Source organism: Paenibacillus sp. LS-5, assembly GCF_056121505.1.
In genome coordinates this window covers 165,559-191,831 of sequence record NZ_JBWAVA010000001.1, presented here as the reverse complement: position 1 = coordinate 191,831, position 26,273 = coordinate 165,559, and the positions used below count along the sequence as shown (strand labels likewise).

Annotated in this window: 26 protein-coding genes; 8 read left to right on the top strand and 18 right to left on the bottom strand. The window is 48.5% G+C overall.

Annotated elements, in window-relative coordinates; translation table 11 throughout:
• Window positions 1-93: 93 nt before the first annotated feature.
• The 4 genes from AC0MA3_RS00875 to AC0MA3_RS00860 form a co-directional block, all read right to left on the bottom strand.
• The gene (locus AC0MA3_RS00875; protein ID WP_474654829.1) at window positions 94-525 is read right to left on the bottom strand and encodes an SRPBCC family protein; all 432 of its coding nucleotides are present in this window, start codon (window positions 523-525) and stop codon (window positions 94-96) included.
• 2 nt (window positions 526-527) lie between these two features.
• On the bottom strand, window positions 528-1,028 hold the full coding sequence (locus AC0MA3_RS00870) for a MerR family transcriptional regulator (protein ID WP_379152987.1): 501 nt from the start codon (window positions 1,026-1,028) through the stop codon (window positions 528-530).
• 192 nt (window positions 1,029-1,220) lie between these two features.
• Window positions 1,221-2,453 carry an aminopeptidase gene (locus AC0MA3_RS00865; RefSeq protein WP_474654828.1) on the bottom strand — a complete coding sequence of 411 codons (1,233 nt, stop codon included), beginning with the start codon at window positions 2,451-2,453 and terminating at the stop codon, window positions 1,221-1,223.
• Between the two features lie 124 nt (window positions 2,454-2,577).
• Window positions 2,578-2,925, bottom strand: coding sequence for a hypothetical protein (locus tag AC0MA3_RS00860; RefSeq protein WP_379152991.1), 348 nt, complete (start codon window positions 2,923-2,925; stop codon window positions 2,578-2,580).
• A gap of 188 nt (window positions 2,926-3,113) precedes the next feature.
• On the opposite strand from AC0MA3_RS00860, the gene AC0MA3_RS00855 reads away from it, so the two are divergent.
• Entirely contained in the window at window positions 3,114-4,247 is a 1,134-nt protein-coding gene (locus AC0MA3_RS00855) for a VanZ family protein (RefSeq protein WP_474654827.1), read from the top strand.
• A 100-nt stretch (window positions 4,248-4,347) separates the two neighbouring features.
• Window positions 4,348-5,811 carry a serine hydrolase domain-containing protein gene (locus tag AC0MA3_RS00850; protein ID WP_474654826.1) on the top strand — a complete coding sequence of 488 codons (1,464 nt, stop codon included), beginning with the start codon at window positions 4,348-4,350 and terminating at the stop codon, window positions 5,809-5,811.
• An 84-nt stretch (window positions 5,812-5,895) separates the two neighbouring features.
• Here AC0MA3_RS00850 and AC0MA3_RS00845 read toward each other — a convergent pair whose 3' ends face one another.
• A complete protein-coding gene (locus tag AC0MA3_RS00845; protein WP_474655152.1) occupies window positions 5,896-6,660 on the bottom strand; it encodes an exodeoxyribonuclease III in 765 nt (254 codons plus the stop codon).
• A gap of 140 nt (window positions 6,661-6,800) precedes the next feature.
• Here AC0MA3_RS00845 and AC0MA3_RS00840 point away from each other — a divergent pair, with 140 nt between their 5' ends.
• Window positions 6,801-7,088 (top strand): hypothetical protein, encoded by a 288-nt coding sequence (locus AC0MA3_RS00840; RefSeq protein WP_474654825.1) that lies wholly within the window; start codon window positions 6,801-6,803, stop codon window positions 7,086-7,088.
• Window positions 7,089-7,198: 110 nt separating this feature from the next.
• Here AC0MA3_RS00840 and AC0MA3_RS00835 read toward each other — a convergent pair whose 3' ends face one another.
• Together AC0MA3_RS00835 and AC0MA3_RS00830 are read right to left on the bottom strand one after the other, a co-directional pair.
• Window positions 7,199-8,302 (bottom strand): citrate synthase, encoded by a 1,104-nt coding sequence (locus AC0MA3_RS00835; protein WP_474654824.1) that lies wholly within the window; start codon window positions 8,300-8,302, stop codon window positions 7,199-7,201.
• A 111-nt stretch (window positions 8,303-8,413) separates the two neighbouring features.
• Window positions 8,414-9,268, bottom strand: coding sequence for a helix-turn-helix transcriptional regulator (locus tag AC0MA3_RS00830; RefSeq protein WP_474654823.1), 855 nt, complete (start codon window positions 9,266-9,268; stop codon window positions 8,414-8,416).
• A gap of 257 nt (window positions 9,269-9,525) precedes the next feature.
• Here AC0MA3_RS00830 and fabF point away from each other — a divergent pair, with 257 nt between their 5' ends.
• Window positions 9,526-10,764 carry a beta-ketoacyl-ACP synthase II gene (fabF, locus tag AC0MA3_RS00825; protein WP_474654822.1) on the top strand — a complete coding sequence of 413 codons (1,239 nt, stop codon included), beginning with the start codon at window positions 9,526-9,528 and terminating at the stop codon, window positions 10,762-10,764.
• Between the two features lie 169 nt (window positions 10,765-10,933).
• On the opposite strand, the gene AC0MA3_RS00820 is transcribed toward fabF, so the two are convergent.
• The 7 genes from AC0MA3_RS00820 to AC0MA3_RS00790 form a co-directional block, all read right to left on the bottom strand.
• Window positions 10,934-12,367 (bottom strand): glycoside hydrolase family 43 protein, encoded by a 1,434-nt coding sequence (locus tag AC0MA3_RS00820; RefSeq protein ID WP_474654821.1) that lies wholly within the window; start codon window positions 12,365-12,367, stop codon window positions 10,934-10,936.
• 169 nt (window positions 12,368-12,536) lie between these two features.
• Window positions 12,537-13,607 carry an ABC transporter ATP-binding protein gene (locus AC0MA3_RS00815; protein ID WP_379153007.1) on the bottom strand — a complete coding sequence of 357 codons (1,071 nt, stop codon included), beginning with the start codon at window positions 13,605-13,607 and terminating at the stop codon, window positions 12,537-12,539.
• A gap of 345 nt (window positions 13,608-13,952) precedes the next feature.
• On the bottom strand, window positions 13,953-14,933 hold the full coding sequence (locus AC0MA3_RS00810) for a phosphotransferase family protein (RefSeq protein ID WP_474654820.1): 981 nt from the start codon (window positions 14,931-14,933) through the stop codon (window positions 13,953-13,955).
• Between the two features lie 4 nt (window positions 14,934-14,937).
• Entirely contained in the window at window positions 14,938-15,906 is a 969-nt protein-coding gene (locus AC0MA3_RS00805; RefSeq protein WP_379153011.1) for a sugar phosphate isomerase/epimerase family protein, read from the bottom strand.
• A gap of 37 nt (window positions 15,907-15,943) precedes the next feature.
• Window positions 15,944-17,008 carry a Gfo/Idh/MocA family protein gene (locus AC0MA3_RS00800; protein ID WP_474654819.1) on the bottom strand — a complete coding sequence of 355 codons (1,065 nt, stop codon included), beginning with the start codon at window positions 17,006-17,008 and terminating at the stop codon, window positions 15,944-15,946.
• A gap of 39 nt (window positions 17,009-17,047) precedes the next feature.
• Window positions 17,048-18,145 (bottom strand): Gfo/Idh/MocA family protein, encoded by a 1,098-nt coding sequence (locus AC0MA3_RS00795; protein WP_474654818.1) that lies wholly within the window; start codon window positions 18,143-18,145, stop codon window positions 17,048-17,050.
• Complete coding sequence (locus AC0MA3_RS00790; RefSeq protein ID WP_474654817.1) at window positions 18,138-18,905, bottom strand: sugar phosphate isomerase/epimerase family protein; 768 nt, start codon at window positions 18,903-18,905, stop codon at window positions 18,138-18,140. The genes AC0MA3_RS00795 and AC0MA3_RS00790 overlap by 8 nt, the downstream gene beginning before the upstream one ends.
• A 326-nt stretch (window positions 18,906-19,231) precedes the next feature.
• Between AC0MA3_RS00790 and AC0MA3_RS00785 the strand changes: the two genes are divergently transcribed.
• Complete coding sequence (locus tag AC0MA3_RS00785; protein WP_379153019.1) at window positions 19,232-20,065, top strand: helix-turn-helix domain-containing protein; 834 nt, start codon at window positions 19,232-19,234, stop codon at window positions 20,063-20,065.
• A gap of 441 nt (window positions 20,066-20,506) precedes the next feature.
• On the top strand, window positions 20,507-21,187 hold the full coding sequence (locus AC0MA3_RS00780; protein ID WP_379153021.1) for a TIGR00266 family protein: 681 nt from the start codon (window positions 20,507-20,509) through the stop codon (window positions 21,185-21,187).
• Window positions 21,188-21,320: 133 nt separating this feature from the next.
• On the opposite strand, the gene AC0MA3_RS00775 is transcribed toward AC0MA3_RS00780, so the two are convergent.
• On the bottom strand, window positions 21,321-21,791 hold the full coding sequence (locus AC0MA3_RS00775; RefSeq protein WP_379153023.1) for a Fur family transcriptional regulator: 471 nt from the start codon (window positions 21,789-21,791) through the stop codon (window positions 21,321-21,323).
• Between the two features lie 174 nt (window positions 21,792-21,965).
• On the opposite strand from AC0MA3_RS00775, the gene AC0MA3_RS00770 reads away from it, so the two are divergent.
• The gene (locus AC0MA3_RS00770; RefSeq protein WP_474654816.1) at window positions 21,966-22,841 is read left to right on the top strand and encodes an AraC family transcriptional regulator; all 876 of its coding nucleotides are present in this window, start codon (window positions 21,966-21,968) and stop codon (window positions 22,839-22,841) included.
• A gap of 135 nt (window positions 22,842-22,976) precedes the next feature.
• Entirely contained in the window at window positions 22,977-23,651 is a 675-nt protein-coding gene (locus AC0MA3_RS00765) for an S-layer homology domain-containing protein (protein WP_474654815.1), read from the top strand.
• A 72-nt stretch (window positions 23,652-23,723) separates the two neighbouring features.
• Here AC0MA3_RS00765 and AC0MA3_RS00760 read toward each other — a convergent pair whose 3' ends face one another.
• From AC0MA3_RS00760 to AC0MA3_RS00750, 3 genes are read right to left on the bottom strand one after another with little or no spacing between them, the layout of a single operon-like run.
• Window positions 23,724-24,476, bottom strand: a complete 753-nt coding sequence (locus AC0MA3_RS00760) for an amino acid ABC transporter ATP-binding protein (protein ID WP_379153030.1) — start codon at window positions 24,474-24,476, stop codon at window positions 23,724-23,726.
• A gap of 11 nt (window positions 24,477-24,487) precedes the next feature.
• Window positions 24,488-25,156, bottom strand: a complete 669-nt coding sequence (locus AC0MA3_RS00755; RefSeq protein WP_474654814.1) for an amino acid ABC transporter permease — start codon at window positions 25,154-25,156, stop codon at window positions 24,488-24,490.
• Between the two features lie 58 nt (window positions 25,157-25,214).
• The gene (locus AC0MA3_RS00750; protein ID WP_474654813.1) at window positions 25,215-26,066 is read right to left on the bottom strand and encodes an amino acid ABC transporter substrate-binding protein; all 852 of its coding nucleotides are present in this window, start codon (window positions 26,064-26,066) and stop codon (window positions 25,215-25,217) included.
• Window positions 26,067-26,273: the final 207 nt, after the last annotated feature.

The following is a 26,273-nucleotide window of genomic DNA, read 5'->3' as shown; positions in this document are numbered from 1 at the left end:
CCTTAAGCTAAGTAAGATCTTTTTCTGTGTAACACGCAAATTTCCGCTAGGATATGAGGTCCTCGTCTGCAATAGTCTCCATAATAAACCCCGCTAGAGTGTTTTGCCCAAGGCATCAAGCATTTCGTTCGTGCCTTGCTCGCGAATCTCTGGAGTATCTTGCCCGTCAAAAAACGCCCCCTGTTCGGTGAAAACCAGCTTGGTTCCTTCGTCGACCGGGATGAACTCAACCGTTGTAAGCGAAACGGAAAGGCGCTTATCGCCAGCATCCAATGAGTAAGTGTAGACAATCCGCTGTTCCGGAATGATCTCTTGGTAGTTAGCCTCGAAGGTGAAAACCGGTCCTTCTGGCGGCCCTCCTCTGCTATATTCCCGTCCTCCAACACGGAATTCAAAAATATCGGGCTTCGAAAACCACCTTGCTTTTAGAGCCGGGTCAGACCAAGCACCATAAACCTTTCCAAGCGATGAGGCATAGGTTCGTTCGACAACAAACGTAGCATGATTGACGAATCTTTCACTCATGGTTAATCCTCCTTTGATTTTGTTGCTTCATGTTCAGCATCAAGCAAATTTCCTAGAGTATCCAGTCTGTGCTCCCAGCTCATCCGACGCTCGATAACCCGCTTTTCATGGCTCATTTTCATTGTGTATAGGATACTTGTAAAGTCTTCCACCGTTAAGGGAGCCTTTACTTGAATTGACTTGGATACATATTGGAGTTGTTCTAGAAGTCTCTGCTGCAGCTTGATTTGGTCTTTGATCCGTGCTATTTGCAGGTCAACGATCTCAAGTGCACTGATCTGCCCGCCTTCCAGAAGACATTTCACTTCATCAAGGGATAGGCCAAGCTCCTTAAGGGATACAATCTGCTGCAGACGCGATAGGTCGGATTCGTTGTACAGTCGATGACCGGAGTCGGTCTGGCCGGACGGCGAAAACAAACCGATTTGATCGTAAAATCTAAGGGTACGAACGGTAAGTCCCGTTATTTTCGCAAGGTCTCCTACCTTCCAATACTGTCCCATAGCCACTCCTTCGTTAGCGCTAACGTACTTTGATTATAAAAGATGACGTTACGTAAGGTGCAACAAAAATATTTTCAATGAAAGCTTATCCACACGGTTTATGACGATTCTAAAAAAGCCGCAAACCCACCCTTAGAGGGGTTCGCAGCTTCAGTAACGGGAACAACAAATAGGATCACATTCCCATGTGTTCTATAGTACCCAGTTTCCTTTGCGGAAGACAGGTTCAATGGTCCCATCGGCTAATTCGCCATCAATATCAAGCTCTGCAGAGCCTATCATGAAGTCAACATGCGTCAGGCTTACATTGGCTCCCCGCTCCAGCAGCTCCTCGCTGCTAAGTGAGGTTCCGCCTTCTATATTTACCGGATACGCACTGCCGAGTGCAAAGTGACAAGAAGCATTCTCGTCGATTCCAGTATTGTAGAAGACTCTATTCAGATTTGAAATAGGAGAATCATGTGGTACCAGTGCCACCTCTCCCAGATAAGAGGCGCCTTCATCCGTTTCCAGCAGGGAAGTCAGATGCTCCCGCCCGGATTCGGCATCATATGCAGTTACTTTACCGTCCGTAAAAGTGAGCTTGATACCATCCACTAGCCGTCCATTCAAATTAAGCGGCATCGTGCTGCTGACAGTGCCGTTGACTCCTTTGCGGTGCGGCATGGTGTAGATTTCTTCTGTCGGCATATTGGCTACAAAATAGACCCCGCCGGCATTTTCGCCGCCGCCGCCGCGCCAGAGATGTCCCTCTGGAAGCTCCACATGAAGATCCGTTCCAGGAGCGCGATAATGCAGACTTTTGTAGCGTTTGGCATTCATCCGTTCCTGGGATTGCTTGAGGTCTGCAATATGCGCTCGCCATGCGGCTACCGGATCCTCGCTGCCCACACGGTTCATCTGGAATACCGCTTCCCACATGGCTTCCACACGCTGTTCCTCTGGCAGATCAGCAAACACTTTGTCCGCCCAAGCCCGAGTCGGCGCCTTGATCAGCGACCAGCTAATCCGGCTATTGCGGGTATAGCTCTGATATTTCTTGCGTGCTATGGCTGCAGCTTTCACTGCCGTGGAAACTTTGGAGGAATCAATACCGCGGAATAATTCCGGATCAGGTACTTTGATATGTAATACAGCCCCACCTTCTTCCGCGAACCCCTCCAGCATATCTGCATGCCACTGCGGGTAATATCCAAAAGAATCATCTGCAGCCTTCTCATAACGAATACGTGTTACCTTTTCATCATCCCAATCCACAAGCACATATTTGGCTCCTGCTTCATAGGCCTTGCCTACAATCAGACGGGTTAGCTCTGCCGTTTCCAGTGGCGAATGAATCATAAGTACTTGACCAGACTGCACATTTACTCCGACCTTGACAACCAGGTCAGCATACTTTTCCAGCATTACATCAAAATCCTTCATCGCTTCATTTCCTCCGTATCATGGATTGCTCTATTCAAATATATAAAGGAACACTTCCTTTATTTTAGCGCAAAATGCCGGAGGTGGCGATTTCTTTACTAAATACACGATTCAAGAAATGCATTTATTTCTTATCTACTTGCAGCAGTGTAACTGTCTTGACTGCATACGTATGGGCGATTTTTTCTTCTTCGATAATATTCAGTTTAATCAGACTGGCGATTTTCGCCGAGTCCGCTTTGGAGAGCAATCGCCAGACCTCAGGATCAGATAACGTCCGGTATAGCTTGTCATCATCGTATTCCCTGCGGTTTTGCGTGACCAGCTTCACTCTGTAGCCTCCGATTTCATTGTCCGCCTGTCCCTGCTGCGCACAAAATGCCAGGATCTCTTGCCGAAGCTCGCCCAGTTCTTTCTCCATCTCCTTCTGCTTGGCCTTCAGTTTGTAATATTGCTGTACTTTCTTGTCCATCTTGCTTCACGCTCCTCTCCAGACATATGTATGCCGGATAGGCTCAATAAATAAGTGTCACTCCGCATTGCAGGGTTACCGGCACAACGCGGCGTCTAACATACGAAGGGTACTCATTGGTTTATTTCATGTTCAGATTTATTTCATGTACACACCACAACTACTATTCTATTTACGGCAGGTGGATCATGCTTCAATCCTATCTATTTCCAATTTCCTACGCATTCATGTCTTTTCCTGTGGCAGCGCTGCTGTTCACGCTCCCATTTCTTATGGTCCAATACAGACGCCATGGCTATATCAACAAGATTAGGGCACTTATTCTTTATTTGCTGCTGCTCTATTTGCTGAACGCCTTTTATCTGATTATGCTTCCCATGCCGTCGTCCAGGCATAATGCTTTACCTATCGGAAATATGATTCAGCATATACCGCTGCATTTCATTCAGGATATCATCCGCAATTCCAACATCAGCTCCGATGACCCTTTATCGTATTGGAAGATACTACGACAACCGGATTTCCTTCAGGCATTGTTCAATGTATTGTTGACGGTACCCTTTGGGATGTTCCTGGGTTATTATTTCCGCACACGCTGGGTCGTTTGCATTCTGCTTTCCTTTACGCTGTCACTGCTTTTTGAGATCACCCAGATCACGGCTCTCTTCGGATTTTTTGATCATCCCTACCGGATCTTTGATGTTGACGATCTATTGACCAATACGCTGGGCGGAATTGCCGGTTACCGGATTGTACTCTGGGTATCCGCACTGTTGCCACGAATCGAACAGCTCGATACACGGGTAGATTTATCTGCCAAAAGAGTCACCTATACCCGCAGAAGCATCGCCTCGGTATTAGACGCACCAATCTGGAGCATGGTATTGCTGCTGCTCTATTCCTTCCAGGTGCCATACGCTTATTGGATCACAACAGGTATATATTTTGTGGTGATACCTTGGTGTACCGGAGGGAGGACCTTTGGCAAATGGGTGGTCCGGATCCGCATCAGCAGCGAAGACGGCCGCAACCGATTATGGGGATTAATCGTAAGATACCTGTTCCTGTATGGAATACTGGTGGGTATGAATATACATCTGCTTACTCCCTCACGGCTCTCGAATTTGCCAGGTCCATGGATGGGAATCGTGTACGGCGCAGTCATGTTCATGAATCTCGCATTCTTTGTCCATCTTGTAATCCGTGTATTCAAGCGAAATCCGGTGCTGGTGTATGAACAACTTAGCCGGACCCGTAACAGAATTACCTGGCCCGATAAGGAGCACGCAGACTCCGGGAGTCCTTTGTCAGATTCCGTCTGAAGCTATAGGGGTCCCATACAGGACTCTCGTATCTTGTTCATGATTGGTATAATATAGGGGTTATAAGCTTTTATCCATATCAATCAAGGGAGATAGGATTATGGAAAATACGCAACAGAAACGTCAATTTCCAAGAAGCCTGCCGGAAGCGCAGGGGATCCCGTCAGCAGCAGTTTCTTCTTTTCTTAATGCGATGGAAGAGCAGCAATTAGGTCTTCATAGCTTCATGTTGCTGCGCCATGGTGCTGTAATAGCGGAAGGCTGGTGGTCGCCTTATCAGCCCGAGCTGCAACATTCTTTATTTTCACTCAGCAAAAGCTTCACCTCAACCGCTATCGGACTGGCAGTGGCAGAAGGATTATTATCCCTGGAGGACCGGGTTGCGGCCTTCTTTCCCGGGGATGCTCCGGAGGACATCAGCCCCAATCTGGCACTGATGAATATTAGCCACCTGCTGATGATGGGTACGGGCCATACAGTAGATACCATGCCAACTATGATGAGCAGCGAAGACGTCAACTGGGTCAGAACATTCCTCCGGCTTCCGGTCGATAAGACACCTGGTACTCATTTCCTTTACAACACTGGAGCTTCGTACATGCTCTCTGCCATTTTGCAAAAAGTAAGCGGTCTCACTTTACTGGAATACCTGGAACCCCGCTTGTTTGCTCCGCTGGGCATTCAACATCCGACTTGGGGCTCTTGTCCCCGGGGGATCAATCTGGGCGGATTCGGGTTAAGTATCACTACCGAAGACATTGCCGCATTCGGACAATTGTATCTGCAGCAAGGGGCATGGAACAATACTCAGCTGCTGACCCAAGAATGGATTGCGGCCGCTACCTCCAAGCAAATCAGCAACGATGATGGTAGTCCGGGTGCAGCTTCCAGCGACTGGGCACAGGGTTATGGCTTTCAATTCTGGCGTTGCCGCCATGACGTATACCGCGGAGACGGAGCCTTTGGCCAATTCTGTATCGTAATGCCAGAACAGGATGCGGTAGTTGCCATAACAAGCGGCAGCAGTGATATGCAGCATATTATGAACGGAGTATGGGAGCACCTTCTGCCTGCGATGACAATGGAACATGTAATTGTTGATAACGATCCTGCTGCAGCGGAGTTGAATGTACAGTTAGCCCAACTAAATATCCAGCCTCCAGAGATAGCCCCCTCTTCAAGCTTGGAACAAACAGTGAACGGCAAAGTCTATACACTGGAAGCCAACTCGCTGCAGCTGGATGCACTGGCGGTTTCTTTTAGCGAATCAGCGGCTGAATTAACACTGCAAGGACCGTCGGGTGAACAAAAGGTTTCTTTGGGCCGCGGGGAATGGGTTGAAAGCAACGCCAGCATTCTGGATAATACCAGGAATCTAATCATGTCCAGCTTTACCTGGGTCACCGAGGATACGCTGCTGCTGACACTCTTATTCGTAGAAACTCCCTTCCGATTTACTGTAGAGATCACATTCCAAGAATCTTCCATTGTGGTTAAGCAGCAATATAATGTGTCTATGTCAGCTGAAGATCTGGAAACCGTAGTTACCGGCCATTTGTTGTAAATAATCTTCCGAATTAACGACAAGGACCGTACACCCCTGGTGTGGGATGTACGGCCCTTGTTTAGTTTTTGCCCAACCTGCCCATTATTCCGGTATATCCTCAAACTCCACAACCACCGGGCAATGATCACTGCCCATTACGCTGCACTCCATTCCCGCCATTCTCAGCTTCGGCGTTAGTCGTGATGAGGCCAGAAAGTAATCGATACGCCAACCCACATTCCGTTCTCTGATCTTCGGCATATAAGACCACCAGGTGTAGGCTCCCTCCTGATCCGGGTGCAGGTGTCTGAACGTATCAATGAATCCTGACTCCAGTAGTACTGTCATCTTCCCCCGCTCTTCATCGGTAAAACCTGAATTCCCTCGGTTGGCTTTGGCATTCTTCAAATCGATGTCCTGATGGGCTACGTTCAGGTCTCCGCATACCAGTACTGGCTTCAGCTTGTCCAGCTCCAGCAGATAGCTGCGGAAGCGATCCTCCCATTCCAGCCGGTAATCCAGTCTCGCCAGCTCACGTTGTGCATTTGGAGTATAGACATTTACGAGATAAAAGCCGGCGAATTCCAGTGTAATCAACCGGCCTTCGGGTTCAGAGTCCTCTTCCATTCCGTATCTTACAGAGAGTGGCTTGATTTTTGTGAATACCGCCGTTCCTGAATATCCTTTTTTCACTGCATAATTCCAGTATTGTTCATACTCTTCTCCCAGTTCCAGAAGGATCTGCCCCGCCTGAAGTTTGGTTTCCTGCACACAGAAAATATCTGCAGCTGTTTCTTTGAAGTAATTCATGAAGCCCTTGCTAACACAGGCTCTTAGTCCATTCACATTCCAGGATACCAGCTTGATCATCTAAATTCTCCTTACTATTAACAGTATTATTCTAAGTGTAACATATCATATTTGTGCGAATCTCCTATGTCATTTGTCAAAGCAATAATAGAATAACCGAATAGAATATTCTATCAAATGAAAAGGAGGTCGTTACCATGGCTATCTTGTTACCCATTCAATACTTTAATCTGGCTCCTTCTGTAGGTAAATCTTATTACGAGAATTTGGATGGTATCCTCAACGCAGCTGTAACAGTAAACAACGGTTCCGCATTCCCTGTGGATCTTGTCATCTACCGGGTCAATGCTCCGGTTGTCACTTATACCATCCCTGCACTGAACAGTCTTACACTTTCCGTTAACGCTTTGCAGGTTGCTGCTCTTCGCAGCACGGCTGCCGGTGCTGTCTTTGGCACCATTGAAATTGCAACATCCGACTTCTAAAAAAAACCCAGAGTATCCCCCTCATACTCTCGCTCATGACCATCTCCTCTATTTGAACAACCCCGGCCGCTTATCGGCTGGGGTTGTTTTTGCGCATTTATTTACGTTTTTTAGAATTCGTTCTTGGGCATAGGTCCTGTATAGACAGATTGCGGCCGAAAAATCCGGTTGTTCTCTGCCTGCTCCATAATATGAGCGGTCCAGCCAATAATTCTTCCAGCTGTAAAGGTTGGTGTGAAAATATCCGGAGAAAGCTCCAGCGCCTTCAAAATAGCTGCTGCATAAAACTCAACATTGGTGAACAATCTCCGTCCCGGCTTGTATTCTTGAAGTAAATGTATCGCCGTAGCTTCTACATGAAGTGCAAGATCAAAAGAAGGATCCTTGCCGATCATTTCCTGTGTCGCGATCTGAAGTGCTTCCGCCCGCGGATCCTTGGTTTTATAAATCCGGTGCCCGAAACCCATGAGCTTGGTGCCGCTATCCAGAGCATTACGCAGCCACGGTTCCGCCCGCTCCTTGGTTCCGATATCCTCAAGCATGGATATCACCTCATATGGAGCACCGCCATGCAGCGGTCCTTTCATCGCTCCGATTGCACCGGCTACCGCAGCATTCATGTCCGATTCGGTTGAGAGCACAACGCGGGCAGCGAATGTTGAAGCGTTCATCCCGTGCTCCATGCATAGAATCAGGTATGCGCTAAGTGCCTTCACATGCGCCTCCGTTGGCTTTTCTCCAGTAAGCATATATAAGTAATTGGCAGCATGACCAAGTTCAGATAGCGGCTCCAGTGGTGTTAAGCCGTTCAGCGTGCGGTATCTGTAAGCGATAATAGTCGGCAGGATGGATGCCAATCTGACCGCCTGCCCAATTGCTGGAGGCCAAGTGGAGTTTCCCTGCCCGCCAAGCGCAGCAACAGAGCTCTGCAGCACCAGCATCATTGGTACAGAAGCAGGCATGAGTTCTATGATCTGGCGGAGATATTCAGGCAATTTACGGGATACGGCCATCTCGCTCTTTAGCAGTTCCAGCTCATCCGCAGAAGGAAGATGCCCGTTCCACAGCAAATAGGCTACTTCTTCGTATGTACGCGTGACTGCAAGTTCTTTTGCCCAAAATCCCCGATATACCAAATACCCCTTTTCCCCATCTACCAGACCAATGTTGGTTTCTCCTGCTACAATGCCTTCTAATCCGGTGACTTTTGCCATTATGCTGCACTCCTTTTCCGATTCCATAAGTTAAACATCATATTAGGAGTATAAACGTCAAACCTCACATTGCATATTTATAGTTTTTTATGAATCCATAAAGATTTTTTATCATAATTCCTCTACATGCTGCTCCATTAACTGCTTAAGTTTGGCTTCAGTGTTGGAATCGCCTTCTGGCGTATAAATACTACACCGCAAATCAGTGCTGCCGTGTACTTGGAGAGAAGTGAGATGAAACAGCATTTTGCCCGCTTTGGCGTGACGGAATTCAAGCACCACGTCAGGTGCTGAGCTGACCCGGCTCTCTTCCCACAGCACATTGAACTCCGGATGCTGCTGCTTCATCTCCGCAATGAAATCATCATACCAGCGATCCTCCACATATTGGCCGTAATAGGCCCGGAATATGGATAAATACCCGCTTACGAACTGCTGCCAGTTCACGGCAAGGCGCTTGAATTCCTTCCGCACAAACAGTAGGGAGATCATATTCCTCTCCTCAGGCGGCAGTGTGGCAAAGTCGAGAAATACATGTGCTGCGGCTGCATTCCAACCGACGATCCCGCACCGGCGGTCAGAAATTATGGTTGGACAATTGGTTAACTCCTGCAGTATCTTCTGCAGTGAAGGACTGATCTCAGAGATATTCTCCTGCGGATAAAGGGCAGCGCCGGGACCGTTCTCAAGTGCCAGGGCAAATAAATAGCTGCGCTCATCTTTGGTAAGCTGCAAAGCAGCAGCAATACAGTCCAATACAGAAGGCGAAACTTTAATATCCCTGCCTTGCTCCAGCCAAGTGTACCAGGTGTTACTGACTCCTGCCAGCTGCGCAACCTCTTCCCTCCGCAGACCTGGAGTTCTTCTGCGCGTACCTTGAGGCAGCCCGGCGGAGGCAGGGGATATCGCAGCCCGCCTTGCTTTTAAGAAGTCTGATAAAGCCTGAAGTCTGGTTTGAGTGGACATGAGTTAAGCGCCTCTTCCTGAATGAAGTTTAGAATAGCACTAATTATACTATGATAAACGACAACTTGTAATAGGATAAATTAAGTGGAAAAATAAACGTATAACAAAAACAGTTACATGCTTCGTCAGCAAGTTATGCGAAGTCGATTCACATGGAGCTTATGCTATCAAAACATGTAGATGCTTACGAAGCGAGTTTTGCGAAGTCGGTTCACATGGAGCTTATGCTATCAAAACTTTTAGGAGGATCATTCATTATGGAACGCGTAGTAATAACAGGCATGGGTTTGGTCTCGCCGCTTGGAAATACAGTAGAACAATTCTGGGGACGTCTGGTTGCAGGAGAATCAGGGATTTCTCCGATCACCACCTTTGATACCACACATTTCAAAGCAAAGATCGCTGGTGCTGTGCACGATTTCGATCCTGAGGGCAGGTTTGGACGTAAGGAGGCCCGGCGGATGGACCGGTTCAGCCAATTCGCCCTCGCTGCTGCCGAAGATGCTTGGGCAGATTCCGGACTTCAGTTAGACAAGATCGACCGCGAACGAATTGGGGTATACGTAGGCTCAGGAGTCGGAGGTATTCAGACCTTGATGGAGCAAGCCGATGTGCTGCGTTCCCGTGGGCCGGAAAGAGTCAGTCCGACGCTAATCCCGATGCTGATCTCCAATATGGCTGCTGCCCTGATCAGTATTAAGCTTGGGGCACTTGGCCCTACTCTATCCCCTGTAACTGCCTGTTCCATCGGCAATACAGCTATAGGTGAAGCCTTCCGGATGATTCGTTTCGGCGGTGCCGATATCATCATTGCAGGAGGCACCGAAGCTGCAATTAACGAAATATCACTGGCCAGCTTCGGAAATGCGACTGCGTTGTCCACCCATAATGAGGACCCGCACAAAGCGAGCCGCCCATTTGATGCGAACCGTGACGGGTTTGTCATCGGGGAAGGGAGCGGGATTGTCATTCTGGAGTCCTTGTCTCATGCGCTTAAGAGAAATGCCGTCATTTACGGTGAAGTAACCGGGTACGGTGCCAGTTCCGATGCCTATCACATGGTGGCTACTCATCCCGAAGGTATAGGCGCCTATCAGGCGATGAAGCTGGCGATAAAGGAGGCCGGGATAGAGCCTGGGGATGTGGATGTGATCAGTGCCCACGCTACCAGCACTCTGGTGGGTGACCGTTCCGAAACGATGGCGATCAAAAAACTGTTCGGCGACCAAGCCTACCGTATTCCGGTCACAGCCAATAAATCAATGACAGGGCATGCCTTGGGCGGCGCCGGAGGTCTTGAGGCCATTGCACTCATCCAAAGCATCAGGAAGGACCTAATCCCGCCTACCATCAATCTGGAAGAGCCGGATGAAGTCTGTGACCTCGATTACGTACCTAATATCGCACGCCAAGCGGATCTGCAAATCGGAATCTCTAATTCTTTTGGCTTCGGAGGACATAATGCAGTTATTGTGCTGCGGAAATACACAGAGTGACCAGGCACTTGACCTAAGAATATCAATAAGAATAAAAAGCCTCCAGGTCCCTACACAACAGGTGGGTCTGGAGGCATAACTACTGGTATAACTGCTGATGCTTTTGTGGCAGGAATCACCAGAAGATTATTACTCTTGTTATATATTGGGTAGCGGGTTGGTATAACGGTTAATTCTTATCGGTATTCGGTATATCATGGCTTCCCCAGAGTGTGGCGCCAGCAGACGAGACCACTGAAAACGTCATTACGTTTTTACCAGCCGCTTCATTCCACTCCTTCAGGAAAACTCCGCTGTAAGCCACTCCGTCAATAATTACGTCAGCATTATGATCACCAGTCAACTTCCAGGTGCCTTCAACCGCCCCCGTGATCTTCCCGTCAGCTGTGAATTCAATTGATTCCGAGCTGACTATATCAGCAGTGATGTCTTTGCCGTGGTTGATGTATCCATAGCCGCCGCTGATCTCTTTGGTAGTGTACTTTCCAATCTTTTCTCCACTGAAAGGGTGCGGAGCTACCACCGGCCATCCGTCTGTATTCATAAACATCTGATGTACACGGACCTCATGTTCCTCACCTCTTCCAGGAAAACGGGAATGGAAAATGAGGAAATACTGACCGCTCTTGGCATCGTAATAAGCTGAATTGTGTCCTGGAGATACATAACCACTACTTCCAGACTCCGCTTCATCTTCTGTATTTGTGAATTCGAAATTACCCATCAGCTTCACTCCATATGGAGAGTACGCCGGATCATCGAACAGTACGCCAGCTGTACCTTTCGCATCAATCATAGCCTTGCCTTCCGAGTCTTCAAAGGGACCATCCGGATTCTTGGAGCGGGCAACGCGGATATTATAACCGCCGTTCGCATCCAAACCCCCGTATGAGAGGAAAAGATAGTAATAATCGGTCTCAGGACTGTAGAGCATATAAGGCCCTTCAATCCGGGCATGATTGCCCCCTAGCAGCTTCTTGCCATAACCTTGATCAGGCAGCGGAAACCCGCTCGCGGGATCCAGCTCTAAAATGAAGATCCCCCCGGAATAGGAGCCATACACCATCCAAAGCTTGCCTTCCTTATCAAAAAACACATCCGGATCCACTACGTTAGGTTTCTCCGTTGCATCATAAATCTCACCGTCATCGCCGGTGCCTGCCATACCGGATTTAAGAATAATCCCTTTGTTTGTGTAGGGTCCCTCAATGTTGTCAGATACTGCGATTCCCATCGCCGACAGTGGAGAATCACCTCTACAGGCGTCATAGTACATATAAAATTTCCCGTCAGAGAGCTGGATGACATCAGGTGCCCAGAGGGTATCCGACTGCGCCCAGCTGAGTGTCTCACTTAATTCTTCGGTTACATTAGGTATAAGTACATTGCCATCGGCAACGCCCGAAGACAACTGTGTCCAATTCATCAGATCCTTGGATTTGGCTGAAGCCAGGTGGGAACCAAAGACATAAAACGTATCATTCACTTTGATTACAGAGGGGTCATGAACGGAAACATTACTAAATTCAGGGTTGCTGTTACTACTGCTGCATGCCGACAATATAGACAACGATATTAAAGTGGTAAACATTCTTTTTTTCATCCTCTAGCCTCCTATGTATACCCTTACATTTTGCCGTCCGGAAATGAAATAGTCAATACTTTTATTTATATATATTAGTTATGTTTCACATTTACTTAAAGTATAATCTTTTATTCAGCACAAAAAAAGCGCCAAGCCCGTTAAGGAACTTGACGCCTCGTTACTATTATTAATAATCGCCGGCGTTCTCTACCAGCACCGGTTGAGGATATGCGTTGCTAAGCACACGCTGTCTCTTCTTCACCACTTCAGGCGGTTCTGCCGCAGGCGCCATGGGATGCATGAGCCAAGACTTCACCAAATGGGAATCAGATACCTTGTACATTGGTGGTTCTTTCTCCATGTCGATCTGCATCGCATAAGTGCTGCGGAGTGCAAAAGCATCGCCCTTTGGCGGCTTGATCAGATCTGGAGGCGTTCCTGGAATCGCAGTAAGCAAAGATCCTTTGCTCTCGAGACTTGGCATGGAAGCCAGCAATCCCCATGTATACGGGTGTCTCGGGTCATAGAAGATTTCTTCTGCTGTACCCATCTCAACAATTTGACCGGCATACATTACCGCAACACGGTCAGCCATTCTGGCTACAACTCCAAGATCATGTGTAATGAAGATAATTGCGGTATCAATTTTCTTCTGAAGGTCCTTCATCAGATCCAGAATTTGTGCCTGAATCGTTACATCGAGCGCGGTTGTCGGCTCATCGGCAATCAGTAGCTTAGGGTTAGCCGCAAGTGCCATTGCAATAACCACACGTTGGCGCATCCCGCCGCTGAACTCATGCGGATACTGCTGATAACGGCGTTCCGGTGAAGGAATACCCACCAGATTCAACAGTTCGATAGCGCGTTTGTACGCAGCATCCTTGGTGATTTTCTCATGCTTGAACAGCACTTCGGTAATTTGCTTGCCGACCTTCATCATCGGATTCAGCGAAGTCATCGGGTCCTGAAAAATCATTCCGATTTCTTTCCCGCGGATCTTCTGCATTTGCTTTTCCGTTTTACCGATTAGGTCCTGACCGTCGAACAAAATCTGTCCGCGCTTGTATTCACCCATCGGCTGGGGAACCAACTTCATAACGGCCTGCGAAGTTACGCTCTTACCGGAACCGGATTCGCCCACGATCGCTAGTGTTTCCCCTTTATTCACATGAAAGCTAACTCCACGGATTGCTTGTACTTCGCCTCCGCGTGTTCTGAATGATATAGCCAGGTCTTTTACCTCTAAAAGGCGCTCCATCCTGTCACCCTCTCGTTTCTTTTCAAATTACGATAAAGATTCTCAATACGTAAAAAACACACAATAAGTATTATTTTATCTATTTACATGTGCTTACGTCAAGAATTTTCTGAAAATCGGCGATGCCGTAGCAAACGTCTTCATACCTGTGAAAACAGACATTTCTAAAATATGAAAAGTCCTATTCATTCGAGCCAGCCTACTTCATGCTTACAAGTAATGAGCCCTACCAAAATATACACGAAACGCAAGGGTATAGCAAAATTCACATGGTCGTGTTAAGGCCGTTACTGCAATTACAGGCAAGAAGACCGGTGTCTCCTGTGAGAACCGGCCTTCGCTTTTTCACACTTTCTCTTCCACTATATCTACAAAGTCTTTCAAGGTTTCACGCAAATTATCAAAGGCCCAGCGTACGTGATTCTCATCCTTGTATTGCCGGGAATAGCACTCAATGACCATGATCAGATCAAGATACAGGTCGTACAACCTGATGCGGAGCTGCTCACCAGGAGTGTTAAAAGGTACGCCGTAGCCCTCAAGGAACTCAGGAGAATTCTCAAAATGGCGGAAGTAATATTCAAGCAGCACATCCCCCCAGAGCGCGCGTTCCCAGTCAATGATCGACACGATCACACCGTCTTTGACAAAAATATTGCCATTCCACAGATCCCAGTGAATCAGACGAGGTTCAGTTACCTCATCAAGTGCAGGCAGATACCTCTCCAGGCCCCGCCTGATGTCCTCATAGGAAGACGGTAGCTTAGCTTTCAATCTTTCGCCATCATCCAGCACAGCATGAATCATGGTTGTAAAAGTCTCACGCCATGTTCTTCCCGCTGCTCCTACAGATTCTCCGAAAAGCCCAAAATGTTCGCCAGTAATTTTATTAATCAGGTATTGATATCGGCCCAGCTCCCGTTCAATGGAGGCTTTCCCTTTGTCCGTGAGACTCTCTTTGACCTCATTGTAGGGCGTTCCCTCAACCTTTTCCATGAAAAAATAAGGACTTCGAATCCGTTCACAGCTCTCATCGAATCCATACACAGCCGGCACCGGAATACCGCCCCTGGCCAGAACCAGGCGAAGCGCCTTCACTTCAGCACGCATGATGTCTTTTTCGTAGCTAAGCGTTGCTGTCCCCGCAGCAGGGGCGACCTTCAGAATCACGGATTTGCCGTCTGATAGTTCAAGATCATAAGCAGTATTGAAAAAACCTCCGGTCAACTCCTTGCTGCTGATTAAAGATATATCTTTTCCAAATGTGCCCGTTACTAATGCTCTAAGCTGCTGATCATCTAATTTGACTTTTGTAAAGCTCTCCATTCATTTAGACCCACCACATATCGGCGAGAGGCTCCTCAATCAATACCTGGCGGAGATTGTCTACTGCTTTGGAGAATCCTTCTTCAATAGACATCAACCCGTCCTCGTGTTCAATGCTGACTACATAATCATAGCCAACTAATCGCAGTGCGCTGATGATATCCGCCCAGACCTTCACATCATGACCGTAGCCCACTGAACGGAACTGCCAGGCCCGGTCCAGCATATTCGTGTAGGACTGCATATCGGTCAAACCGTACATATTCACATTGACCGGATCGATCACGGTATCTTTGGCATGGAAATGATGAATTGCACCTTGGCGTCCCAGGATATGAATGGCCTGCACGGGATCAATACCCTGCCACCACATATGGCTCGGATCAAGGTTCGCGCCGATTACTTCGCCTGCAGCCTCTCGCAGACGGAGCAGTGTAGCCGGTGTGTGCACGGAGAAGCCCCCATGCAGCTCAAGGCCAATCTTCACATCGTGCTGTGCAGCGAACGCGCCCCATTCAGTCCAATAAGGGATGACCTTGTTCTCCCATTGCCAAGACAGAATCTCCTGATAATCATTCGGCCACGGAGCTACCGGCCAGTTGGGGTATTTGGCATGTTCATGGTCGCCGGGGCATCCAGAAAAGGTATTCACAACTGAAACACCCAGCTTCTGCGCCAGTTTCACAGAGTTCACGAAATCCTCGTGATCTTTGCGGGCGAGCTCTTTCTGGGGATGCAGCGGATTGCCGTGACAGCTCAGCGCACTGATCATCAGACCGCGTGACTCTACTGCATGCTTGAATTCCTGGAGCGCTGTCTCATTCTCCAGCAGCAGCTTGGGATCACAATGACTGTTACCCGGATTGCCTCCGGTACCGATCTCCACTGCCTTAAGTCCTTTGGAAGCTACATAATCCAGCGCGTCCTCCAGCTTGCGACCGCCGAAAAGCACCATAAATACACCAAGTTTCATTGCTCTGCCGCCTCTCATTAACGATTGTTAATCCTGTTTAGTACAAGTCAAAATCCTTCACGGTCTGATTAGTCTCAGCCGATTCAAATATCGCTTCTATCAGCTTCAATACACGCATTACCTCGGTATTCTTGACAATCGGCTCTGCCTTGCCCTCAATGACATCCGCAAAGTTGCTATAGAAGCTGGAGGACAGTTCCACTGCCTGCGGCAGCGCTTCAGTAATCGTCGCTCCTTCTGATGGAGGAGCCATAGTCTTGGTCAGACCGACACCGGCGCGGATCGGCGTAGGTTCCCGTCTCTCATTCTTCTGGTTACGGGTAACAATACGGCCCCTCAATGACCAATCTTCAATAATCCCTGTGCCTTCTGTACCTTTGACGTACCATCTTGGGAGTGTGATAAAATTGGTAGTCCCCACTTCGACGACAGCTTTGATACCATTCTCGAATTGCAGCAGGGCCTCAAAGCCATCATCCACTTCATTGCCCAGAATAAAGCTCAGGCTGCTGCTCACGCTGGTTACTTTACTGTCAATCATGAACAACAGCTGATCCAGCAGATGAACCCCCCAGTCCAGCAGCATGCCGCCGCCCTGTGCCTTCACATGCCTCCAGTCACCTGGAATACCATTAGCTCCGTGAACACGCGATTCAAGCTGGAACAGTGGACCGATCGTGTTACGCTCATACATTTCCTTGATGACCCGGAAGTCTTCATCCCATCTCCGGTTCTGATGTACCATCAGTACACGCCCGGCTGCCTCTGCCGCCTCCATCATTTCTTTGAACTCATCTGACGACAGAGCGACCGGTTTCTCACAGATGACATGCTTACCTGCTTGGAACGCAGAGATAGCGATATCTTTATGCACATCGTTCGGCGTTGCAATCAGTATGGTATCAACCTTCGGATCTGCCAGTACATCCTCATAGCTAACGTAAGCGGTATACCCTGCCGCTTCGGAGGCGCCGCGGCGCTCTTGCAGCAGGTCGAACGTTCCAGCCACCACCAGGCGGCCGTCCTCCTGAATCAATTGTGTGTGATAGCTGCCCATACCGCCATAACCAATGATGACAATGGTATGTTTCTGTAAACTCATGGTCTCCACTCCTGTTTCAATAGATGTTGCTTTTTCTAATTACTTGTCTGTGCTTCCGTCAAAATACACCGCACGACCTGTACGTGCCGATTCATAGACGGCTTCAAGAATTTGTGTAACAACCAAAGCCTGTTCCGGTTTAACTACCGGCTCCTTGTCTTCAATTACTGCTTCCAGCCACAGGCGGGCTTCCCGGTCTGCTTCACTCTCCGCAGAACCGCTGTAGAACGCCACACCACCCGAAGAGAGGTCCACTTTGGTCTCATACAGACGTCCGGCACGTTCTCCGTTCAGACGCAGACCATCCTTCATGTCCGCTCCGCCCTCTGTGCCAGCAAGCATGGTTTGGGCTTCACCGAATTCCGATACGTTCAGCGCCCAGCTGGATTCCAGGGAGATTGTAGCCCCATTCTCCATCGTAATGAAACCAAACGCAGAATCTTCCACTTTAAATTGTTCAGGGTCCCATGGACCGAAGGCATTGGCCGCGTTTTTCTTCTGCCCCAGCTTGTGGAAGGTAGAACCGACTACCATACGCGGTTTGTAGTTATCCATCAGCCACAGGGTCAGGTCGAGCGCATGAGTCCCGATATCGATCAGCGGGCCTCCGCCTTGCTTTTCTTCATCCAGGAATACGCCCCATGTAGGTACTGCACGGCGGCGCAGTGCAATGGCTTTGCCATAATAAATATCGCCCAGTTCTCCGCTCTCACAGAGCATCTTCAGGTATTCACTGTCTGAACGGAAGCGGTTCTGGTAAGCGATGGAGAGCTTTTTGCCGGTCCGGCGTGCAGCATCCAGCATTTCCTGAGCCTGGGCTGTCGTCTTAGCCATCGGTTTCTCACACATCACATGATTGCCGGCTTCAAGCGCTGCTACCGAGATCACGGAATGACTGTCATTAGGTGTACATACATGAACGATATCAAAACCGCCTTGGGCCAGAAGCTCACGGAAATCCGTGTAGACAGCTGCATCCTTCGTTCCGTAGGTTTTCGCCGCCTCCTGTGCACGTTCCTCTATGATGTCGCAAAAGGCCACCATTTCGGCATTCTCTTGACGGGACAGACTTGGCATATGTTTGCCGTTTGCGATACCTCCGCAACCGATAATAGCAATTTTGAGTTTGTTAGACATGAACTTTTCCTCCTTGATTGGCGTATGCTTTAATCCATTTTAAGCTGTCCGCTACACTTTCAAGCGGTGAACGGCTGCAATAATCCTGCTCTACAACTGCCCATTCTGCACCTGCTGCATCAGCGGCTTCCAGAATCGCAGCCAGATTTACTTCCCCTTCGCCCAGCACTACTGTCTCTGCCGATCCGTCTTCCCGCTTCTTCATATCCTTCAGATGGATAATGGGCAGTCGTCCGGAATATTTGTGAATGTACTCTACCGGATCATATCCGCCGTAATATACCCAGCAGGTATCCATTTCCACTTTCAATACTTCCGCAGGAACTTCTTCGAAGATATAGTCAAAAGCGGTCCGGCCGCCGATTTGCTCTGTGAATTCAAATTCATGATTATGATAAGAAAGAACGGCGCCGCGGGCGCTACATTTCTCTCCGATAATCCGCAGATCTGCTGCAACCTTTTCCCAATTCCGCTGCTCTTCAGTCAAATAAGGGACAATCAGATTGCGGTTGCCGATAGCCAGATTGAAGCTGATCTCCTGCTCCGTATCATTCAGCATGGCATCATACGGACGGTGTGCTCCGAGTGCGGTAAGACCGGTTTCCTGAAGCAACGCATTCACTTCCTCTGCCGTCCGTCCAAAGAAATGATAAAATTCCACACCGGCATATCCAAGCTCAGCCACCTTGCGGAGGGTTCCTTCAAAATCCTGTTCCAGTTCTTCTCTCAGCGTATACAGCTGCAAGCCGATCTTCAGCATGTTTGCCTCACTCCTCATGGTTTGGTTTGTACGTTCCTATCTATTCTGTTACTCCTCGTCCTTAGGTGCCAGATTACATGACTCACCTGAACAAAAGGGCTGCAAGCACCTGAATCTCCAATATCTGTCTCCCTTATCCCTTATGTTCCATTAGCGTATCTATGTAGCCTTCAGAGCCTCTATAAAGCCCCCTCCACCTTATTTATATGTTTTTTGCTCAGGTTCATAGTAATATGAAAGCGTATATAATAAAATGAAGAATATGATTAATACATGAACAATCTGCTTACTATTTATTTTCCCCACTTCATCATCAGGGAGGACCTATGACACATACAGCACCTTGCCACATCCTGTCTGCAGGATTCTCAGTACATCGTAAGCCATTTCATATGACTGGCGGAGACAGCGTTCAATATTATCTTCTGCGTCTGCAGACGGAAGGACGAAGCCGGACCCTGGTCGATGGTGTTCTCACCACTGTGGAGAGCGGTGATCTTATGCTGTTCGCACCAAGTGATCCTTATTATCTAAGCATCGACAAAGAAAGCTATCCCGTAGGGAAGCCCCGCATTGAAAGCGGCGATTACCATATTTTTTGCGGGGGGCCCTGGATTGAAGAATGGTGGACCCGCAAGAAGCGCCCGCTGGTTCTGCCCATGCCGCTAAGTGATTATTTCCTTGGCCTCTTCCGCCAAATCGTGCTGGAGCAGCGCCGCCTGTCCAATCCCTCACCAGAGATCTCTGCTTGTTATCTGCAGATTCTGTGCCTGGAAATCGACCGGTTGATGTCTGAACAGCCAGCGGTATCGCCTAAGGGCTATCTGGCTTATCGCATGAAGCAATATGTCGAGGAACATGCCGCTTATCCTTTCCGTCTTGAGGATGTGGCGGGACATGTGGATATTTCGGTCTCCCGTGCGGTTCATTTATTTAAAGAGGCTTTTGGCACCACAATCGTCAAGTATGTGAACGACGTCAGGCTGGATATGGCACGAGAACGGATCACCTTCAGCCCTATGCCGCTGGAGCATGTCTCCGAGACATGCGGCTTTGCCAATTATACTTACTTCCACCGATTGTTCCGGGGACGTTTCGGAATGTCGCCCAAGCAATATCGTACGTATAGCCGGCAGACAGAAATGGCTTCTTTACCGTAAAATAATTCTTCTGCGCCTTCTCCAGACATGCAAAAGGAGCGCCATCCTGAAAGATCCGCTCCTTGTGTTTGACCTTATTCAGTTTTTCCCGCTTGCTCGGGGTAACCCGGACATGCTGTGATATCATGCCGTATTGATCGTTCTTCCTGCGGTTTCGTTCCGCGCACCAGGTACCGGAGCGTTCTGCTTGAAGCAGTGCCTTTTGTGTTTTTGTGCGTGCCATTTACGCTTGCACTCCTTTATTGTTCTGAATGGTCAGCAGATGGGTGTCAGGACCTGCTGATATTTTTAATTTTAACATATTCATCTGACAATTTCCCGGTAAAGTTGACTATAATCATCACGCCTGCCGCAGGCCGCTTGCACAAGCAGCTTTGGGTACAGTATCCTTGAAAGTGAATACTAGGAAAAGCCGGTAACCACGGATGCGGAGGGGAATTCATGAAATACGATGTATTGTACGAAGGTGCTTTTGCCATGCTTAAGGTGCAGTTGAATCCGGGTGAAAGTGTCAAAGCGGAGATGGGAGCCATGGTCGCCATGTCCCCGAATGTGGAACTTAGAGGTACTGTGGACGGGGGACTGATGAGGGGTCTCGGGAGAATGCTCAGCGGGGAGAAGTTTTTCTTCCAGGAGCTGACGGCGACAAGAGGGCAAAGTGAAGTCCTGCTCTCTCCAGGTTCCATTGGTGACATTCAGGCCATAGAGCTGGACGGGTCGTACAAGCTGTATGTACAAAAGGACGGCTTTCTCGCCGGTACCCATGGCATTCAGGTCAACACAAAAATGCAGAATCTGACACGAGGGCTATTCTCGGGAGAAGGATTTTTCATTATCGAGATCAGCGGCAGCGGAACCGTGTTCCTCTCATCGTTCGGAGCCATTCATGCCATTAATCTGGAACCCGGCGAGGAAATGATCATCGACAACGGGCATCTGGTGGCCTGGCCGGATTATATGGATTACAAGGTAGAAAAAGCAGCCTCCGGCTGGTTGAACAGCTTAACGAGTGGTGAAGCTCTGGTCTGCAGGTTCCGCGGTGAGGGCGTGGTGCTCGTGCAATCCCGTAATCCGGGCAGCTTCGGAACTTGGATTAAGTCTTTTGTGCCGTCCCGGCCTTGATCAATAGCAAAAACGGCATCTCAAAGCGTATGGTGTACGCTCTTGAAATGCCGTTTTTTTTGATGTGCAAAAGCTTCAGCCTTGGCTAAATCCTGAACTCGTTAACCGTCCGCTCATAGCTGAACCAGACTTCTTAAACCGCCTGGCATTCCTTTTCTCCTTTACAGCCGCTCCGTTTGCATGTATGGTATGTGCCTTTGAAGTCCAGCCGGTGATCCGTAACCATGAAGCCATATTCCTGCTCCAGCCGCAGCTCCAGGTCATGGAGCCAATCGTCCTTGATCTCCTCCAGCCTGCCGCATACATTGCATATCAAGTGATGATGCATGTGGGCATGATTATCATCGCGCAAATCATAACGTGCTGCCCCATCGCCAAAATTCATTTTTTCAACAATATGAAGTTCACATAGCAGTTCCAGTGTCCGGTACACCGTCGCTAGTCCAAGATGCGGATAACTGGCCTTCACCAGCATATATACTTCTTCAACACTTAAACGGTCCTTCTTATTATCAAGCAGAACTTGGACAATAGCCTCACGCTGAGGCGTCAATTTATAGTTTTGGGCAGCAAATTGCTGACTGATAGTAGCAATCGGGTTCACCTTAAGTCTCCCACCTTTCAGGAAGCGCAGATTGAGAATATAAATGCCCCTTTGAGTAAGGGGTCTGACATTATTATAACATTATGCATGGAAGTTACGCACAAACCATCAAAAAAAATCATTTCTCATGCCTCATAATAGAATTTGTACTCCACTTGTAAAGGAATGAAACGGATGAGTTATTATCAAAGGATTCAGCTGTCGCTGGATTATATTGAAGAACATCTGCAGGAAGAACTGCGGATTACCGAGATTGCCGGCAAAGCCTGTTTCTCGGCATTTCATTTCCAACGGATGTTCCTGGCGGTTTCCGGTTTTACTGTACACGAGTACATCCGTAAACGGAGACTTACCGAAGCTGCAAAGCTCCTGCGCCACAGCAGTGAAAGTGTACTGCAAATATCCCTGGACTGCCAATATCAGTCCCAGGAGGCCTTCACAAGAGCTTTTCAAAGCTATACAGGTGTGACTCCAGGCAAGTACCGCAAATCTCTGGATATGATTACTGCATCGCAGCAAAAAATCAACTTTTTGGAGCTGCATAAAAATACCGAAGGAGATGTAGAGCAAATGGACAAACCAACCTTGATCCAGCTTGAACGCACACCTATCATCGGCTGCAGATACAAAACCAGCCTGAACGGAGAAGGCCATTACGCGGATATTCCCGCATTTTACGATGATTTCGGACGACACGGGCGCTTTATGCCTATCACGGAAAAGGTCTCTCCTGGAATGTCTTACGGTATTTCTTGTGATTATCAGGACAATGGCGACTTCTCCTTTATCGTAGGGGAGGCGGTATCAGAAACCGCACCATTACCGGATGAGAATTACCATCGGTTCATCCTGTCCGCAGGAAAGTATGCCATGTTCAAAGCTTATGGACCAGCATCGCTGACTCCAACAACCCGCAACTATATATATGGAACCTGGCTGCCAAATTCCGGCTATGAACGGCGGGAAGGTCCGGATTTTGAAATCACGGATGTGATGAACTCTTCGTTTCCCGATCATATGCGTATCACGATATATATTCCCGTAGATTAAGCATTCAAACCGTGTAGACTAAACCTCCAATAGTGCTAAAAAATCAATTGCCTGCAACCTTTCCATATTCTGTGTCGTCTAAGAGTTGAAAAAGGCCAACCGGCCTGAATTCTACAATCAAAGGCGGGCATTCATATGAACTTTAAAAAAACAGCTTTTGCAGCGGTCACCAGCGTATCCCTTCTTAGTTTTTCACTCGCCGGCCCCATCTTTGCCGCTGACAGCAGCTTCAAGGATATTGACAGCATAACCGGTAAAGACAAAATCAATTCCCTGAAGGACCAAGGTTTGATTAAAGGCATCTCAGACACCAAGTTCCTTCCAGGTTCCAAAGTAACCACAGCTCAAGGGATACAGTTCATCTCAGGAGGACTTCAGCTGAGCCTTGCGGCTATAGACTTCAATAAAGCACCGCTCGCCAGCAGCCTGTTCTCCAAGGTTAAGGACAATGCCTGGTACACGGAAGCTTTCATTAACGCCCACTACAATGGGATTGAAATTGCCGCCGATATCGACCCAGCGAAGCCAATGACCAAAGAACTTTTCACGAACCTACTGATCCAAGGGGTAGAAAAAGCGGGCAATCTGCCAATGATCAATATCGTCCCTGTCGACATCACCGATGCATATGCATTGAACCCTTCCTTCCAAGGCAGTATTCAGCGCTCGTTGAAATACAAAATCAACACCTTGGATACCGACGGCAAGTTTAATCCAAAAAGTGAAATCACACGCGCCGAAGCCGCTATTATGCTCTACAACGCTCTGGAATACCTGAAATCCAAAACAGACATCGCTCCCCAGAGTTAAGATCCTTCCCGTGGTCAAGCAAAAAGGCAGTCCGGACTTTCTCCGGACTGCCTTTTTGCGTTATGCATCTGATTAGATATCTTCACCGCTAAGCCGGTTTAGAAACTGTAGTGCGCGCGGATTTGTTGGATGCTCCAGCACCTGCGCCGGTGTCCCCTGCTCCAGGATCACGCCGTTATCCATCAATATAATCTGATCCGCCACATCCGCAGCGAATTTCATCTCATGGGTCACGATGACCATGGTCATCCCTTCAGCGGCAAGCTGCTTGATTACCTTCAATACTTCCCCTACCAGCTCGGGATCAAGCGCCGAAGTGGGCTCATCGAATAGCAGCACTTCAGGCTCCACGGCCATCGCCCGCGCAATGGCAACCCGCTGCTGCTGTCCGCCTGATAATTGATGCGGATAGGCATCCACCTTGTCTGCAAGCCCAACCTTGGTCAGGAGTTCAATGCCCCGCTTACGTGCCTCCTCCTTGGAACGTTTCTGGACTGTGACCTGACCCTCCATTACATTGCCCAGAGCGGTCATATGCGGGAACAAATTATAGGACTGAAAGACCATCCCGGTCCGCTGGCGAAGCGCCAGAACTGAACGTTGCGGGATTTTGACTCCAGCCGTGAAATTTAGCTTCAGATCACCCAGTGACAGGCTTCCCTGATCAGGTTGTTCTAACAGATTGAAGCAGCGCAGCAATGTTGTTTTTCCGGAACCGGAAGGACCTATAATTACGAGTACTTTACCATGTTCTACGGTAAGATCCACACCCTTCAGTACTTGGAGGGGACCGAATGATTTATGCAAGTCACGAATTTCAATCACGGTACTCCTCCTTATCTCGCCGAGAAGCGGTCGAGCCGTTTCTCCAGGTAATTTTGCAGAATGGACAGTACGGAACAAAACAGCAGATAGAACAAAGCCGCTTCGCAATACAATAACAGCGGTTCGTACGTAGTTGCTGTGATCTGCTGTGCTGTTTTGAAAATTTCGACATATGTGATAGTCGCGGCTAGCGAGGTATCCTTAACCAGACTTATAAAGGAATTGGACAATGACGGAATCGATACCCGTGCCGCCTGAGGAAGGATGACTCTCCGCAGTGCCTGTCCCCTCGTCATTCCGACTGAGAATGCGGCTTCCCATTGGCCTTTATGTATCGACAGAATTGCAGCCCGCACAATCTCAGAGGAATAGGCGCCCACACTGAGCGTGAATCCTATTGTAGCTGCAATAAAAGGATCAAGTATGATGCCAACTACCGGCAAACCGTAGAAAATGATAAACAGCTGGACCAGAAGCGGTGTGCCGCGAATGATCCATACATAAAAACGGGCGATCAGCTTCGGTATAGTCCATGGTGACAGACGGACAAGTGCGGTCAACACAGCAAGAAGCAGTCCCAATATAAATGAGACAACAGCCAGCGGAATGGTAAAAGCCACCCCGGCTTTGAGCAGGGGCAGCATCGAATCAAGGAAAATTTGTATTTTGCGGTCATCCATAGATCAGACATCCTTCTCTAGACTCCGGGCGGCCTGAGCCGCCCTCGTCCATCCGTTATTATTTGGAAACGTCAGCGCCAAAATATTTCTCGGAAATCTTCAGGTACGTACCGTCACTTTTCATAGCTGTCAGGGCTTCGCTCACCGCGGCTACGAGCTCATCATTGCCTTTCAGGAAAACAGCAGCACTCTGGGAACCCTCTGCAATCTCGTCAACAACCTTAATCTTCACATCCGGCTTCTGCTTCTTCAGATCCAGATAGGATAGTCCGTCATTCACGGTTGCATCAATACGTCCTGAGGTCAGCAGATCAATAGCCTGATTAAAACCGTCAGTAGCCACGATTTCCGCCCCGTTCTCACGAGCGATATCGGACAGATTACTGGTCAGGGACTGGCCGGCTTTTTTGCCTTTCAGATCCGCGAAGGCTTTGATGTCTTCATTCTTCTCACCAACGATCAGCACGGCTTTGGAGACAATATAAGGGTCCGAGAAATCGTACTTCACCTTGCGCTCGTCGGTAATGGAAACTTCATTGAAGATAACGTCAAAGCGCTTGGCGTCCATCCCGGCAAAAATTCCGTCCCACTGGGTTTCGAAGAATTCCGCTTTCACTCCCAGCCGCTTGGCAACTTCTTCAGCGATCTCTACGTCAAAGCCAGTTAGCTTGCCGGAAGCATCATGGAAAGTAAATGGCGCATAGGTTCCCTCTGTTCCAATGCGCAGCTTGCCGCTGGCTTTGATGACCTCCAGGCTGTTTTGTTCCGCAGGTGCAGCTGCTCCTTCAGTGGGTGCTGCCGAGGACTCGGCTGCTGTGTTATTGCCTCCGGTATTATTGTTATTATTGCCGCAAGCAGCCACCAGCACCACTGTAAGCAGCAATAGGATAGTCAGACTAAGTTTTTTCATAAATAGATTAACCCCTCTCGTATCATTCTCTGTATGTACCGGCTGTTCACCGGCAAGTTGAATAGTAACACCCTCAAGTCAGTGGAGTCAATACCTTTTTCCGATAATAAACATCGGAATTGTGTTGTAAGCGTTACAACCTTACAATTCACTTTCTGAAAGCACTCATATAGGGATAGCTTGCCCAAAACTTATTAATCTCCCCAG